General features: G+C 71.3%; 13 protein-coding genes. 8 read left to right on the plus strand and 5 right to left on the minus strand.

Annotated features, from left to right (window positions below; genetic code table 11):
- The first annotated feature begins 23 nt into the window (after nt 1–23).
- On the plus strand, nt 24–839 hold the full coding sequence (locus OG917_RS27380) for a GntR family transcriptional regulator (RefSeq protein ID WP_328320579.1): 816 nt from the start codon (nt 24–26) through the stop codon (nt 837–839).
- Nucleotides 840–873: 34 nt separating this feature from the next.
- On the opposite strand, the gene OG917_RS27385 is transcribed toward OG917_RS27380, so the two are convergent.
- Entirely contained in the window at nt 874–1,644 is a 771-nt protein-coding gene (locus tag OG917_RS27385) for a hypothetical protein (RefSeq protein WP_328320581.1), read from the minus strand.
- A 153-nt stretch (nt 1,645–1,797) separates the two neighbouring features.
- On the minus strand, nt 1,798–3,501 hold the full coding sequence (locus OG917_RS27390; RefSeq protein ID WP_328320583.1) for a PucR family transcriptional regulator: 1,704 nt from the start codon (nt 3,499–3,501) through the stop codon (nt 1,798–1,800).
- 286 nt (nt 3,502–3,787) lie between these two features.
- Between OG917_RS27390 and OG917_RS27395 the strand changes: the two genes are divergently transcribed.
- From OG917_RS27395 to OG917_RS27420, 6 genes are all read left to right on the plus strand, one after another.
- Nucleotides 3,788–4,678 (plus strand): FAD binding domain-containing protein, encoded by an 891-nt coding sequence (locus OG917_RS27395; RefSeq protein ID WP_328320585.1) that lies wholly within the window; start codon nt 3,788–3,790, stop codon nt 4,676–4,678.
- On the plus strand, nt 4,678–5,271 hold the full coding sequence (locus tag OG917_RS27400; RefSeq protein WP_328320587.1) for a (2Fe-2S)-binding protein: 594 nt from the start codon (nt 4,678–4,680) through the stop codon (nt 5,269–5,271). Before OG917_RS27395 ends, OG917_RS27400 begins: the two co-directional genes overlap by 1 nt.
- Nucleotides 5,272–5,273: 2 nt before the next feature.
- Entirely contained in the window at nt 5,274–7,658 is a 2,385-nt protein-coding gene (locus tag OG917_RS27405; RefSeq protein ID WP_328320589.1) for a xanthine dehydrogenase family protein molybdopterin-binding subunit, read from the plus strand.
- Nucleotides 7,659–7,885: 227 nt separating this feature from the next.
- The gene (locus tag OG917_RS27410) at nt 7,886–9,364 is read left to right on the plus strand and encodes an NCS2 family permease (RefSeq protein ID WP_328320591.1); all 1,479 of its coding nucleotides are present in this window, start codon (nt 7,886–7,888) and stop codon (nt 9,362–9,364) included.
- 36 nt (nt 9,365–9,400) lie between these two features.
- A complete protein-coding gene (locus OG917_RS27415) occupies nt 9,401–10,552 on the plus strand; it encodes an XdhC/CoxI family protein (RefSeq protein ID WP_328320593.1) in 1,152 nt (383 codons plus the stop codon).
- A gap of 144 nt (nt 10,553–10,696) precedes the next feature.
- Complete coding sequence (locus tag OG917_RS27420; protein ID WP_328320595.1) at nt 10,697–12,193, plus strand: DUF6056 family protein; 1,497 nt, start codon at nt 10,697–10,699, stop codon at nt 12,191–12,193.
- On the opposite strand, the gene OG917_RS27425 is transcribed toward OG917_RS27420, so the two are convergent.
- The 3 genes from OG917_RS27425 to OG917_RS27435 form a co-directional block, all read right to left on the minus strand.
- Nucleotides 12,168–12,662, minus strand: coding sequence for a GtrA family protein (locus OG917_RS27425; RefSeq protein WP_328320597.1), 495 nt, complete (start codon nt 12,660–12,662; stop codon nt 12,168–12,170). The genes OG917_RS27420 and OG917_RS27425 overlap by 26 nt on opposite strands.
- Nucleotides 12,659–13,642, minus strand: a complete 984-nt coding sequence (locus OG917_RS27430; protein ID WP_328320599.1) for a glycosyltransferase family 2 protein — start codon at nt 13,640–13,642, stop codon at nt 12,659–12,661. The genes OG917_RS27425 and OG917_RS27430 overlap by 4 nt, the downstream gene beginning before the upstream one ends.
- A gap of 199 nt (nt 13,643–13,841) precedes the next feature.
- Nucleotides 13,842–14,021, minus strand: a complete 180-nt coding sequence (locus OG917_RS27435; protein WP_328320601.1) for a hypothetical protein — start codon at nt 14,019–14,021, stop codon at nt 13,842–13,844.
- 199 nt (nt 14,022–14,220) lie between these two features.
- On the opposite strand from OG917_RS27435, the gene OG917_RS27440 reads away from it, so the two are divergent.
- Nucleotides 14,221–15,438 carry a cytochrome P450 family protein gene (locus OG917_RS27440; RefSeq protein WP_328322217.1) on the plus strand — a complete coding sequence of 406 codons (1,218 nt, stop codon included), beginning with the start codon at nt 14,221–14,223 and terminating at the stop codon, nt 15,436–15,438.
- The last annotated feature ends 46 nt before the right edge of the window (nt 15,439–15,484 follow it).

Genomic DNA, 15,484 nt, shown 5'->3' on the forward strand with positions numbered 1-15,484 from the left:
CAGGACGCCGGAGGAGGAGCCAGGTGGAACAGGGCAGAGCGCGTGATGCCGTACAGGCGTACGCGCCCGCGTACTCCGGCCCGGCCCGGGTTCCCGATCCCGCCCGCAGCCCCGAACAGCCGGCCGGCGGTGAGCACAGCCGCAGCGGGCCCGACGCCTCCGCCGTGCGGCCGGTGTCCGGGGGGCAGGGCTTCGCGGCGGGCGCCGTCGCGAAGCCGGTACGGCGTCACTCGGTGCGCGGCCAGATCCTCGACGCCCTGCGCACCGCCCTGGTGGACGGCGAGCTGGTCCCCGGCGAGGTCTACTCCGGGCCCGTGCTCGGCGAGCGCTTCGGCGTCTCCGCCACCCCGGTGCGGGAGGCCATGCAGCAGCTCGCGGTCGAGGGCGCGGTCGAGGTCGTCCCGAACCGGGGCTTCCGGGTCGCCGAACGGAGCCCCAGGGAGCTCGCGGAGCTGGCCGAGGTGCGGGCCCTGATCGAGGTCCCGGTGATGCTGCGGCTGGCGCGCGCCGTCCCGCCAGGGCGGTGGGCCGAGCTGCGGCCGCTCGCCGAGGCCACGGTCTCGGCGGCCGCGGTCGGCGACCGCGCCCGCTACGCCGAGTGCGACCGTGCTTTCCACGGGGCCGTCCTCGGTCTCTCGGGGAACGAGCAGCTGGTGGCCGTCGCCGACGACCTGCACCGCAAGGCCCAGTGGCCGCTGGTGAGCGCGCCGGTCACCCGCCGCGCCGACCTCCTCGCCGACGCCTCGGAGCACACCGCTCTGCTGGACGCCCTGATCGCCCGCGATCTCGTGGTCGTCCAGTCCCTCGTACGGGAGCACTTCACCGGCGCGGCAGGCTGAACCGCGCCCGCCCCTGCCGCTGCCGCCGTTCGGCTCACACCGCCGTTGCCGGCGGGGTGAGCTGTGCGGCCAGCCAGGTCGGTACGCCGCCGAGCAGCCGGAAGAGCCTGGCCGCCTCGGCCCGCAGTCTGGCCGCCTCAGGTTCGGGCTCCGCGTCGGCGAGCGCGGCGAGCGCGGGTGCCGTACCGACGAGATAGCCCAGCTCCTCCCGTATCCGCAGCGATTCGGCGAAGCCGTGCCTGGCCTCGGCGAGCTCACCCTCCCGCAGGGCGAGCGAGGCCAGGTGGCGCCAGGTGAAGGAGAGCAGCAGCGTCTGGCCGTGGGCTGTGGCGCCCGCGTGGGCCCGGCGGTAGGCGGCGCGCGCCGACTGGGCCGAGTCGGCGAGATTCTGCGCGATCAGCCCGCGGCGGAAGTCGAGGAGCGGGCGGCCCGGTGAGCCGGGCGCGATCAGGGCGGCCGCCCTGCCCATCGCGGCCCGCGCCTCGTCGGCCCGGTCGCGTACGCCCAACAGCGTCGAGGCGTAACCGAGTTGGCCGCGTTCGCAGGCCGCGGCGCCGCGTGCCTCGTCACTGCGGGCGAGTGCTTCGGCCGTCCGCAGGGCGTCCTCCGCGTCCGTCCAGCCCTGCTCCGTGTAGAGGCACCGCTCGATCAGCAGCGCGGCCCGCTGCAGGGCCGCTTCGGCGTCGTGCTTCGCGTGCGGTTCCAGCAGGGCGGCCGCGTCCGCCCAGCAGCCGCGCGAGCGCAACCGCCATACCGCGGTCTGGAGTGGAGGATCGTCATCAGCTGTCGTTCCGTAACCAGACATGGCGGTATAGGCCACATTGCCCTCCCCGAGCGCACCATTGAGCTGATGGGTCTGCGCGCATCTCAGCACGGATTGGCACGCCGGGCCAAGGGGTTGGGTGAATCAATTCACAATGTTGCGGCTCCGTCGCGGGCCCCCGCCGGGGCCCGCGGGTCAGCTCATCCGCAGGGCCAGGAAGAAATCGAGCTTGTCCTCCAGGCGCGAGAGATCGCGTCCCGTCAACTGCTCGATCCGGCCGACGCGGTAGCGCAGCGTGTTGACGTGCAGGTGGAGCCGGGTCGCGCAGCGGGTCCAGGAACCGTCGCAGTCGAGGAAGGCCTCCAGGGTCGGGATCAGCTCCGCCCGGTGGCGCCGGTCGTAGTCCCGCAGCGGGTCGAGCAGCCTGGCGGTGAACGCCCGGCGCACGTCGTCGGGGACGAACGGCAGCAGCAGGACGTGCGAGGCGAGCTCGTGGTGGCCCGCCGCGCAGACCCGGCCCGGCCGGGCCGCGGCGACCCGGCGGGCGTGCCTGGCCTCCTCCAGGGCGCCGCGCAGCCCCTCGGCCGAGTGCACCGAGGCGGAGACGCCCAGGGTCAGCCGCCCGTCGTCGGCGAGACCGGCCGTGAGCGGTTCGCGTACCGAGGTGAGCAGCTCGTCCGCGTGCAGTCCGGTGTCCGGGCCCTCGGCCGCCCCGTCACCGCCGGCCTCCGGTGCGAGGGGCGGCAGCGGGACCAGCGCGATGGCCTCGTCACCGGTGTGCGCGACCGCGATCCGGTCGGACGACCCGGGGCCCGAGCCGCCAGGCAGGGCCTGCTCGACCAGGATCTCCTCCAGCAGGGACTGGGCCACCGGCCCCGATTCGATCACCGGGCCGTCCTGCTGGTCCCAGTCGACCCTGGCGACGACGACCTGCCAGCGCGGCGCCGCCCCGATCCCGGGCATCAGTACCGGCGCGGCCACCCGCAGCCTGGCCGCGATCTCGGCGGGCGGCGCACCCGTCTGGACCAGTTCGAGCACTTCCTGGGCGAGTCTGCGCCGTACGGTACGGGCCGCGTCGCGGCGGTCGCGTTCCACGGCGATCAGCTGGGTCACACCCTGCAGCAGGTCCAGCCGGGCGGCGGGCCAGTCGCCGGCGTCGGCCTCGACGGCGAGCAGCCAGTCGGAGAGCACCGTCTCGCGCACGTCGCGGTGGCCGGACGGCACGCCGCGCCCGCCGCCCCGCACCGGGAACAGCGAGTACGAGGTGGAGTGCACGGTGACCCGGTGCGGCCCGCGGCGCCCGGTCCGGGTCGCCGCGAGGTGTCCGGCCGCGAGCACGGCGCCGGTCCCTTCCGGCAGGGGAGCGCCCGCTCCGGCGATCTGGCGGCCGGTGGGGGAGAGCACCCACGCGTGCAGATCGAGGTCGGTGGTCAGCAGGTCGAGCACCACGTCGGGGCCGCCGCCCGCCGGGCCCGACGTCATCAGCCTGCGGTGCCGGTCCACGACGGCGGCGAGATCCCCGGCCCGCTCGCCCGAGACCTGCCGCACCACGTACTCGGTGACGACGGCGAAGGCGACCGACTCCTCCACCGCGAAGATGGGCAGCCGGTGGCGCACACAGGCCGCCACCAGGTCGTCGGGGATGTCTCCCAGCTCCGCCTCGCCCGCCGCGAGCCCGACGACCCCGGCGCCCACGAGGATCCGTACGAACGGCTCGGAGTCCTCGGCGGAGCGCCGCCAGGCGAGCCCGGTCAGCACCAGTTCGCCCCCGGTGAGGTACCGGCTCGGGTCCCGCAGATCCGTGGTCATCACGCCGCGGACCGTGCGGTCCAGCTCGTCCTCACCGCCGAGCAGCCGCAGGCCCAGTGCGTCCGTTTCCAGCAGTGCGCGCAGCCGCATCTCGTCGCCGCCGATCCGTGTCGTCCGCCGTTCCGGTGCACCCGGTCGGCGGAACTTGTCGTTTCCAGAGGAAAGCCAGGAGGTAACTCACCCTCGTCTTTCGTTCGAACATACAAGACGACGAAGGTCACCAGCCAACTCCTTCATGGTTTCGGTGACTGCACCCCGCGCGGCCCGGCTTGTGTACTTGTGCCGTCAAGCGTTAACAGCAGATGAACGTCCAGTCGAGGGCCGGCCGTCCCGGGTCCCAGCGAACAACCCCGAATGAGAAGAAGAGAGCCGCTTCATGGACTTCCTTCGCCCCGCCAGCTGGGAGGAGGCGCTCGCCGCCAAGGCCGAGCACCCCACGGCTGTGCCGATCGCCGGTGGTACCGACATCATGGTCGAGATCAACTTCGACCACCGCCGGCCCCAGTACCTCCTGGATCTGAACCGCATCGGCCTCCTCAGCGAGTGGCATGTCGGCGAGGAGACCGTCCAGCTGGGCGCGTCCGTTCCGTACGCCAAGATCATGGAGAACCTCCGCACGGAGCTGCCCGGTCTCGCGCTGGCCTCGCACACCGTGGCCTCCCCGCAGATCCGCAACCGCGGCGGAGTCGGCGGCAACCTCGGCACCGCGTCGCCCGCCGGTGACGCCCACCCGGCGCTGCTCGCCGCCGGCTGCCAGGTCGAGGCCGAGTCGGTGCGCGGCTCGCGGCTGATCCCCATCGACGACTTCTACACGGGCGTGAAGCGCAACGCACTCGCCCCCGACGAGCTCATCAAGTCCGTCCACCTCAAGAAGGCCGACGGCCCGCAGCAGTACTCCAAGGTCGGCACCCGCAACGCCATGGTCATCGCGGTGTGCGCCTTCGGGATCGCGCTGCACCCCGAGACCCGCACCGTCCGCACCGGCATCGGCTCGGCGGCCCCGACCCCGATCCGGGCGAAGGCGGCCGAGGACTTCCTGAACGCCGCGCTCGACGAGGGCGGCTTCTGGGAGAGCGGAAAGATCATCACCCCGTCGATCGCCAAGCAGTTCGCCCAGCTGGTCTCCGGCGCCGCGAACCCGATCGACGATGTCCGCGGCACGGCCAGCTACCGCCGCCACGCCGTCGGCATCATGGCCCGCCGCACGCTCGGCTGGACCTGGGAGTCGTACCGCGGCAACGGCCGCAGCACAGAGGGAGTCGCATAATGCGCGTGAACTTCACGGTCAACGGCCGTCCGCAGGAGGCCGACGACGTATGGGAGGGCGAGAGCCTGCTCTACGTGCTCCGCGAGCGCATGGGCCTGCCCGGCTCCAAGAACGCCTGTGAGCAGGGCGAATGCGGTTCCTGCACGGTGCGCCTCGACGGCGTCCCGGTCTGTTCCTGCCTGGTCGCCGCCGGTCAGGCAGAGGGCCGCGAGATCGTCACGGTCGAGGGCCTGGCGGACTACGCCAAGCACCGCGAGGGCGCCCACCCGGGCACGGGGTGCGGCACGTCCGGCTGCGGCACCAGCCTGGACGACGCCAAGCGCTGGCAGTCCAAGCCGACCGACGGCCGTACCGGCGAGGCCGGCGAGCTCTCCCCGATCCAGCAGGCGTTCATCGACGCCGGCGCCGTGCAGTGCGGTTTCTGCACCCCGGGGCTCCTGGTCGCCGCCGACGAGCTGCTGGAACAGAACGACTCACCGTCCGACGCGGACATCCGTGAGGCGCTCTCCGGCAACCTCTGCCGCTGCACCGGATACGAGAAGATCCTCGACGCGGTCCGCCTCGCGGCCGCTCGCCAGGAAGAGACGGTCTGATCATGGGCGTCACTGGTTCACCCACCAACATCCAGCAGGGGTCGAAGACCAAGGGCGGCATCGGCGAGTCCACGCTCCGCCCCGACGGCACCCTCAAGGTCACGGGCGAGTTCGCGTACTCGTCCGACATGTGGCACGAGGACATGCTCTGGGGCTTCACCCTCCGCTCCACCACCGCGCACGCCGAGATCAAGTCGATCGACGTCTCCGAGGCGCTGGCGACCTCCGGTGTGTACTCCGTACTCACCTACGACGACCTGCCCACCGGGATGAAGAACTACGGCCTGGAGATCCAGGACACGCCGGTTCTCGCCCACGGGAAGGTCCGCCACCACGGGGAGCCGGTGGCCATCGTCGCCGCCGACCACCCGGAGACCGCGCGCCGGGCCGCGGCCAAGATCAAGATCGAGTACGCCGAACTGCCCGTCATCACCGACGAGGCGTCGGCGACGGCTCCGGACGCGCTGCTCATCCACGAGGGCCGCGACGACCACCACATCGGCCACGTCCCGCACCCGAACATCGTGCACCGCCAGCCGATCATCCGCGGCGACGCCGACAAGGCAGCCGAGCGCGCCGACGTCATCGTCTCGGGCGACTACGTCTTCGGCATGCAGGACCAGGCGTTCCTCGGCCCGGAGTCCGGGCTCGCGGTGCCCGCCGAGGACGGCGGCGTCGACCTGTACGTCGCCACCCAGTGGCTGCACTCCGACCTCCGGCAGATCGCCCCGGTCCTCGGCCTGCCCGAGGACAAGGTCCGGATGACGCTCTCCGGGGTCGGCGGCGCGTTCGGCGGCCGCGAGGACCTGTCGATGCAGATCCACGCCTGCCTCCTGGCACTCCGCACCGGCAAGCCGGTGAAGATCGTCTACAACCGGTTCGAGTCCTTCTTCGGCCACGTGCACCGCCACCCTGCGAAGCTCCACTACGAGCACGGGGCCACCAAGGACGGCAAGCTCACGCACATGAAGTGCCGGATCGTGCTGGACGGCGGCGCCTACGCGTCCGCGTCCCCGGCCGTGGTCGGCAACGCCTCCTCGCTCGCGGTCGGCCCCTATGTCATCGAGGACGTCGACATCGAGGCCATCGCGCTGTACACCAACAACCCGCCCTGCGGCGCCATGCGCGGCTTCGGCGCGGTCCAGGCGTGCTTCGCGTACGAGGCCCAGATGGACAAGCTCGCGGCGAAGCTGGACATGGACCCGGTGGAGTTCCGCCAGCTCAACGCCATGGAGCAGGGCACCCGGCTGCCCACAGGCCAGATCTGTGACTCGCCCGCGCCCGTGGTCGAGCTGCTGCGCCTGGTCAAGTCCCGCCCCCTGCCGCCCGAGCAGCAGTGGCTCTCGGCCGGCGAGGAGGCGGACGTCCGCGCACTGCCCGGCGGGCTCTCCAACACCACACACGGCGAAGGCGTCGTACGCGGTGTCGGCTACGCGGTCGGCCTCAAGAACGTCGGCTTCTCCGAGGGCTTCGACGACTACTCCACCGCCCGGGTGCGGATGGAGGTCATCAACGGCGAGCCCGTCGCGACCGTGCACACCGCGATGGCCGAAGTCGGCCAGGGCGGCGTCACCGTCCACGCGCAGATCGTCCGCACCGAGCTCGGTGTCAACCAGGTGACGATCCACCCGGCCGATACCCAGGTCGGCTCGGCCGGTTCGACGTCCGCCTCCCGGCAGACGTACATGACAGGCGGCGCGGTGAAGAACACCGCCGAGGCCGTCCGCGAGAAGGTCCTGGAGATCGGCCGGGCCAAGCTCGGCACGTACCACCCGGCCTGGGCCACGGCCGAGCTGCTCCTGGAAGGCGGCAAGGTCGTCACCGACGGCGGCGAGGTCCTGGCCGACCTGGTCGACGTGCTGGAGGACGAGGCGGTGGACCTGGAGCTGGAGTGGCGCCACCGTCCCACCGTCCCCTTCGACCTCGTCACCGGCCAGGGCGACGGCCACGTCCAGTACTCGTTCGCCGCGCACCGCGCGGTCGTCGAGGTGGACACCGAGCTCGGCCTGGTGAAGGTCATCGAGCTCGCGGTGGCCCAGGATGTCGGGAAGGCGCTCAACCCGCTCTCGGTCGTCGGCCAGATCCAGGGCGGCACGACCCAGGGCCTGGGCGTCGCCGTGATGGAGGAGATCATCGTCGATCCGAAGACCGCGAAGGTGCGCAACCCCTCCTTCACGGACTACCTGATCCCGACGATCCTCGACACCCCGACGATCCCGGTCGACGTCCTCGAACTGGCCGACGAGCACGCGCCGTACGGTCTGCGCGGCATCGGTGAGGCCCCGACCCTCTCCTCGACCCCGGCCGTCCTCGCGGCGATCCGCAACGCCACCGGTCTCGAACTGAACCGGACACCCGTCAGGCCGGAGCACCTCACCGCCACCTGACCCGCCCCAGCTCTCCGGGCGGCGTGTGCCTCCTAGGAACGTCACACTTCCCAGCGCGCGCCGCCCGGAGCCCCCAGTACCGCCCCGCTCGCGGTCCTGGCCCCCACGAAGTGCAGTACCCAGTTCGCCTCGGGCCGTCCCCCGGGTCGTGCAGCCCACGCACCATCCCAAATCCCGCATCTCCAATCTCCACGCGGGTGCCCCTTTGAACCTTGGGAGTAGGCACCATGACCCAGCAGTCCCTTGAGCCAGAGACCGTGCCGGAAGACGCAGGCACGGGCACACGCCAGCCGGCCGGAAGGTCCTGGCTGGACCGGTACTTCCACATAACCAAGAGAGGGTCCACCGTCGGGACGGAGGTGCGCGGCGGCATCACCACCTTCATGGCGATGGCGTACATCATCCTCCTGAACCCGGTGATCCTCTCCGGGGCCGACGTCACAGGCCACCACCTGGACGGCGGCCAGATCACCACCGCCACCGCGCTCGCCGCGGCCGTCACCACCCTGGTGATGGGCTTCATCGGCAACGTCCCGCTGGCCCTCGCGGCGGGACTCGGCGTCTCCGCCGTCATGGCCTACCAGGTCGCCCCGGAGATGACCTGGGGCAACGCGTTCGCGATGTGCATCATCTACGGCGCCATCATCGTGCTGCTGGTGGTCACCGGCCTGCGCGAACTCATCATGAACGCCATCCCACTGGCGCTGAAGCACGCCATCACCATGGGAATCGGCCTCTTCGTCTGCCTCATCGGCCTCGTCCAGGCCGGCTTCGTCACCGGGATGAAGGGACCCGGCGGCATCTCCGGAGCGAAGCCGCTCCAGCTGGGCACCGCGGACATGCTCACCGGCTGGCCGGTGGTCTGCTTCGCCGTCACGCTGCTGCTGATCTTCGCGCTCCAGGTCCGCAAGGTCCCCGGCGCGATCCTGATCGGCATCGTCGGCGGCACCGTCTTCGCCGCGATCGTCCACCAGGTCGCCGGGCTCAGCCAGAAGGACTGGGGACTCAACGCCCCCGCGCTCAAGGGCTCGCCCGTGAGCGCGCCGGACTTCGGTCTCTTCGGCAGCGTCTCGTTCAGCGGTATCGGCCATGTCGGTGGCATCACGGTCGGCGTCATCGTCTTCACGCTGGTGCTCGCCGGATTCTTCGACGCGATCGGCACGATCATCGGTGTCGGCCAGCAGGCCAACCTCGTCGACAAGGACGGGAAGATGCCGGGGCTCAACAAGGCCCTGACCATCGACGGCGCCGGCGGCATCGTCGGCGGTCTCGCCGGGGCATCGGGCCAGACGGTCTTCGTCGAGTCCACCGCCGGCGTCGGCGACGGCGCGCGCACCGGCCTGGCCAGCGTCGTCACCGGTGTCGGCTTCGCGCTCTGCCTGGTCTTCACCCCGCTCGCCCAGCTCATCCCCACCCAGGTCGCGTCCGCCGCGCTCGTCGTCATCGGCTCGATGATGCTGACCAACGCCAAGCACATCGACTGGAACGACCAGGCCACCTCCATCCCGGTGTTCCTGACCACCGTTCTGATGCCGTTCGCCTACTCCATCACCGTGGGCATCGCGGCCGGTGTCATCTCCCACGTCCTCATCAAGGCCGTCCAGGGCAAGTTCCGGGAGATCGGCTGGCTGATGTGGGTGCTCACCGCAGTGTTCGTCGCTTACTTCGCACTCCATCCCATTGAGAGCTGGCTGGGCGTCAGTTAGCCCGCCCCCCTTTCACACATCCGTGAGGAGACCGACATGCTGGACATCGCCGAAGAACTGAACCGGTGGGTCGAGCAGGGCCGCGAATTCGCCGTCGCCACCGTGGTGGCGGTCGGCGGGAGCGCACCGCGCCGCCCGGGAGCCGCGCTCGCGGTGGACACCGAGGGCACCGCGATCGGCTCGGTCTCCGGCGGATGTGTGGAAGGGGCGGTCTACGAACTCTGCAAGGAGGCCCTGGAAACGGGCCGCACGGTCGTCGAACGCTTCGGCTACAGCGACGAGGATGCCTTCGCCGTGGGTCTGACCTGCGGCGGAGTCATCGACATACTGATCACGCCACTCCGCGCCGACGCACCGTCCCGGCAGACCTGCACGGCCGCGCTGGCCGCTGCCGCGCAGGGGACGTCGGCGGCCGTCGCGCGGATCACCGACGGCCCGGACGACCTGCTCGGCCGGGCCGTACTGGTCCACACCGACGGATCGTACGAAGGCACGCTGGGCGGCCACCGGGAGCTGGACCGCACCGCCGTCGCCGAGGCGCTGGCCCTGCTGGACGCGGGCCGCACCGAGACCGTCACGATCGGCGCGGACGGTTCCCGCTGCGGCCGCCCGCTCACCCTGCTCGTCGAATCGAGCGTGCCCCCGCCCCGGATGATCGTCTTCGGCGCGATCGACTTCGCTTCGGCCCTGGTCAGGGTCGGCAAACTGCTCGGCTACCGGGTCACCGTCTGCGACGCCCGCCCGGTCTTCGCGACCGCCACCCGCTTCCCGGACGCCGACGAGATCGTCGTCGACTGGCCGCACCGCTATCTGAAGTCGACCGAGGTCGACAGCAGGACCGTGCTCTGCGTCCTCACGCACGACGCCAAGTTCGATGTGCCGCTGCTGGAACTGGCCCTCACCCTGCCGGTCGCCTATGTGGGCGCGATGGGCTCCCGCCGTACCCACCTCGACCGGAACGCCCGGCTCCGCGACGTCGGCGTCACCGAGCTGGAACTGGCCCGCCTGCGCTCGCCCATCGGCCTCGACCTCGGCGCCAGGACCCCGGAGGAGACCGCCCTCTCGATCGGCGCGGAGATCGTCGCCCACCGGCGCGGCGGCACCGGCGCCCCGCTCACCGGCGCGCACACCCCCATCCACCACGACGGCTCGAAGGGCCCGGCCGGCCGGATAGGTTCCGTCGCCTGACGCACCGGCGCTGGGCCATCTGCTGTCCGGCTTTCACCCGATCGGGTCATTGAGGTGGCCTGAGGGGGTACGGGATGGAACGCGGGGGCAACGAGAAACGTCTTCGGGGCAGACCGGTAACAACCCCGAGAGGCAGTGGTGCACATGGCCGTCGACGCATCGAGCGTCACCGTCCCCAGACAACCGGGCGGCGGAGACCGGACGTCGGGAGGCCCAGGACGTGAAGGACCGCTCCGGGCACTGGCCGGATCCTGGGCACTGCTTCTCTCGGTGGTGCCGCTCGGTCTGCTCGCCGCAGCCGCCTGGTACGGGCAGTACGTGCGCCCCAGCGCCGACGAGTGGTGCTTCCTCCCCTTCGTGCGCGACCACGGCATCTCCGGGCTCACCGGCAAGTTCTACTTCCACGACAACGGCCGGATCGCCAACGGATGGCTCGTCGGCCTCTACGCCGAGCCGGGGGTCCCGGGCCACCAGTGGTTCGGACTGGTCAGCGGCGCTCTGATGGTGGGGCTGCTCTGGGCGGTGACCGCCCTTGCCCTGCGGGCCGGCCGGATGACCGTGCCGCGTGGGGTGCCGCTGCTCGTGGCATCCGTCACGGCGGTGGTCTTCCTGCTCGCCACGACCAACACGTACAAGACGTTCTACTGGCCGGCTGCCTCCGTCTCGCACACGGTGGCACCCGTGCTGGCCTGCGCCGCTGTCATCCCGGTCCTGCTCGCCCGCGGCCCCCGGGGCAGGATCGCCGCCCTGGTCGCCGCCGTGTTCGCGGGGACGTTCCTGGGGACGCTCTCCGAAGAGACCTCCGTGGTGCTCCTGGTGGTCCTCGCGGCCGTGGTGCTCTTCGCGGGGCAGGTCTTCACCACCGGCGTACGCGGGTACGCCCGCCGCTGGGCACTCGCCATGATGGCCGGGGTCGCGATCGGCGTGGTGCTGCTCGTGACATCGCCCGGTTCACGCCACCGCCGGGAGAAGTTCGGCGCCGGCACGTCGATGCTGGCCCCGGACTCGCTCACCGCCTCACTGCACCAGTACGTCCACATCGTCGCGACGGTCCTGTCGACCTGGCAGTACCTGGGGGCGGTCGCCGCGGGACTGGTGCTCGGCCTGGTCGCACGCCGGGAGCGGCCCGGGGCCCTGCTGCCGTGCCGCCCCTTCCTCCTCACGGGCATCGGCATGGTGGCCGTCCTGGTCTCCGGCTTCCTGTGCTCCGTCATCACGTACCCGGTGTTCGGAGAGCACCTCCTGACCACCGAGCGGACCTGGAACGACTATCTGCTGCTGTACGTCCTGCTGCTCACCGGTATCGGTGCGCTGCTGGGACGCGCGGTCCGGCGGCGCCCGGCCGGGACGCTGGCCGTGACCGCGGCGGCGGGCGTCGTGTGCGCCGGGGTCTGCCTCTCGCTGGCCGTCCCGCTGCACACCCTCGGCCACCAGATGCATGTCAGGGCAGGGAAGTGGGACCGGCAGGACCAGTGGATGCGGCAGCAGTCGGCGGCCGGGGCCGAGGTGCTGCCCTACAAGCCGCTCCATGTGGCCAGGATGCTGGAGCCCTTCGGGAAGAAGCCGAACGGCTGGCCCGCCGGTTGCGTCGCCGACTACTACCACGTCGACCGCGTCACCCACGCGAAGCGGCTGCCCTGACCCCGTCCTCTCCCTGCGCGGGAGAGGCGCCGGAGCTGATGGCCCACCGGGCCAGCAGGAACGAGACGGGAGTGACGAGGACACCGGCCGCCACAGCGGCGATGTCCTCGTTCATCCCCAGCATGCTCACCGCGAGGTAGAGCAGGATCCCGCTGCCGACGACGTTCACGATGCCGGAGAGCGGGTAGCGCGCGAACGCGCGCCAGGTGGGGCGGGTGCGGCAGGTGATGTACGAGTTGAGCAGGAACGACACCGTGATGCCCACGGCCCAGCCCAGCACATGGGCCGCCAGATACGGCAGCCAGTGGTTCAGCGTGGCGAACACCGCGTAGTAGACGGCGGTGTTCGCGACCCCGATCGCGGCGAAGGTGGCGAACTGGCCCAGGGTGCGGGTCCTGCCCTGCGGCTGCCCGGACCCGTCCTGTGACTCGGAAGGCCCGGGGGACGGGCGGGTCTCCTCGGGACTCATGAGGCCGGCCGCGCCTGACCCGCGCTCTCCAGCGGGGAGCGCGGTGAGAAGTCCCTGGGACGGTCGTCGGTCTCGCTGACCACGTAGTGCGGCCTGCGCTTCGACTCGTGGTAGATCCGCCCGACGTACTCGCCGATGACCCCGAGGGTGGCGAGCTGGATGCCGCTGAGCGCGACGATCGCCGTGAGCAGCGTGGTGTATCCGGGGGTGTCGACACCGTCGAGCACGACGTTCGCGATGATGTACGCCGCGTAGACGAGCGCCGAGAGGAAGAGGCAGAGCCCGGTGTGGATGGCCAGCCGCAGCGGCTTGCTGTTGAAGGAGAGCAGCCCGTCGATGCCGTAGTTCAGCAGATGGCGGCCGCCCCACTTGGACTCTCCGGCGGCCCGCTCGACGTTGCGGTAGGTGAAGCTGACGGTGTTGAACCCGATCCAGGAGAAGATCCCCTTGGAGAAGCGGTTGCTCTCGGGGAGGGACAGGACACTGTCCACCGCACGGCGGGACAGCAGCCGGAAGTCCCCCGCTCCGTCGATGACTTCGACGTCCATGCAGCGCCGCACCAGCCGGTAGTACATCCGGCTGAGCGCGGACCTGAGCGCGCCCTCGCCCGTACGGTCACGCTGGGCGACGACCTGGTCGTAGCCGTGCCGGTGCAGGTCGAGCATGCGCGGCAGGAGGGTGGGCGGATGCTGGAGGTCGGCGTCCATCAGGACGGCTGCGTCGCCCGCGGCCATCCGCAGTCCGGCGAGCATCGCCGACTCCTTGCCGAAGTTGCGGCTGAAGGAGGTGAAGCGCACTCGTGAGTCGCCGGCTGCCAGCCGGCGCAGTTCGCTCAGGGTCCGGTCACCGCTGCCGTCGTCGACGTAGCAGATCTCGAATGTCTCCCCGGTCGGTTCGAGCGCGGTGACCAGCGCGGTATGGAAGGAGCCGATCACCTCTGCTTCGTTGTAGCACGGTACGACAACCGAAAGGTGGACCATCGTCATTCACTCCGTGTCTGTCGTGCGAACGGCGATTTCCCTCCGGAAATCGCTACCCATCAAGAACGGTGGTGAGGACGCAGGGGTTGCCTGTCGTGACCAAAACGATTCAGACTTTGCGTCACCGGGGCATGACGATCGAAAAGGTTCCGAACGGTGCGAGTCGGACCTGTCGCGGGAGCGCGGGCCGGTGTATCGCTCAGCTCTGCGCGACCTTCTCCGGTGTGGGCCGGTGGGTCAGGGCGCCCTCCCAGTACTGCGCGGGGTCCGCCTTCTGGAGGGCCTCCTCCGCGAGTTTCCGCGCTTCGGCGAGAACATCGCCCTGCTCCTGGACCAGCTGGTCGTATATCGGCGAACCTGGGGTGGAGAGGTAGCTCACTGTCGTACGTTCCTTAGATCTCGGGTTCCTGTCCTGCCGCTGCTGCCCGGAAAGCGCCGGACCATGCGTGACCGGCGGGCCGGGCCTGCGGCGGGCCGGTCGCCCCGGCCCTCCCCGGCCTCTCGCCGGCCGGGAACACCGCCCACCAGCCCCCGCCAGGAGTGACGAGTTGAACACCTCACCTGTCTCCCCGCACCGGATGGATCCGTCCGGTGGCTGCCCGCACGCGGCCAACGCGCGGCTCCTGGCCGGCGGCGCGGTGGTCCCGGTCGTTCTCCCCGGTGAGGTCGCCGGGGCCGCGGTCCTCGGGCACGCGGCGCTGCGGGAGTTCCTCGCGCACCCCGACGTCGCCAAGGGGGCGGGGTACTTCACCGCGCTCCAGGAGGGCCGGATCGGGGAGGGCTGGCCGCTGCGGACCTTCGCCACGGTGCGGTCGATGACCACGGCCGACGGTGCCGACCACCGCAGACTTCGCTCCTTGGTGAGCCGGGCGTTCACCGGGCGGCGGGTGGAGGCGCTGCGGCCGCGCATCGAGGAGCTGGCCTCCGGGCTGCTCGACGAGGTCACGGCCGTCGCGGACGGCGCGGGCACCGTCGATCTGCGCCGGCACTACGCCCTGCCGCTGCCGATGGGTGTCATCTGCGAACTCCTCGGGGTCGGTCCCGAGCACCGGGAGCGGCTGCACCATCTGTCGGAGCAGGTGGTCTCGACCGGCATCGGACCCGAGGAGGTGGTGGCCGCCAACGGGGAGATGATCGCGGCGCTCGCCGCGGTGGTGGCGGCCCGGCGCGAGCGGCCGGGCAGCGATCTCACCAGCGCGCTGATCGCGGCCCGTGAGGAGGACGGCGACCGGCTGAGCGAGCAGGAACTGATCGGCACGCTGCTCCTCATGGTGGTCGCCGGTCATGAGACGACGATGAACCTCGTCGTCAACGCGGTCCGCGCGCTCTGCGCCCACCGGGACCAGCTCGCCCTGGTGCAGGAGGGCCGGGTGACCTGGGCGGCCGTCGTCGAGGAGACGCTGCGCTGGGACAGTCCGGTCAGTTTCTTCCCCTTCCGTTACCCCACCCGCGATCTCTCCGTCGGGGGCACGGTCATTCCGCGGGGGACCCCGGTACTGGCGGGGTACTCGGCCGCCGGCCGCGACCCGGAGGCCCACGGAGCGGATGCCGGGCGCTTCGACGTCACCCGGGATGCCCGCCATCTCTCGCTCGGGCACGGTCCGCACTTCTGCCTCGGCGCACCACTGGCGAGGCTGGAGGCCACCATCGCCCTGGAACGCCTCTTCACCCGCTTCCCCGGGCTGGAGCAGGCGGTACCCGAGGGGGAGCTGCCCCGGCACGGCGGCTTCGTGGGCAACGGGGTGCAGGAGCTTCCCGTACGGCTCGGCCCCGGCCGGGGTGCCCCGCCGCGCTGATCCCCGCGGTGGCCGCTCACCCGGTACGGCGCAGCGGGCCCCGGCC

It is taken from the genome of Streptomyces sp. NBC_00388, from assembly GCF_036061255.1.
Classification (GTDB): Bacteria; Actinomycetota; Actinomycetes; order Streptomycetales; family Streptomycetaceae; genus Streptomyces.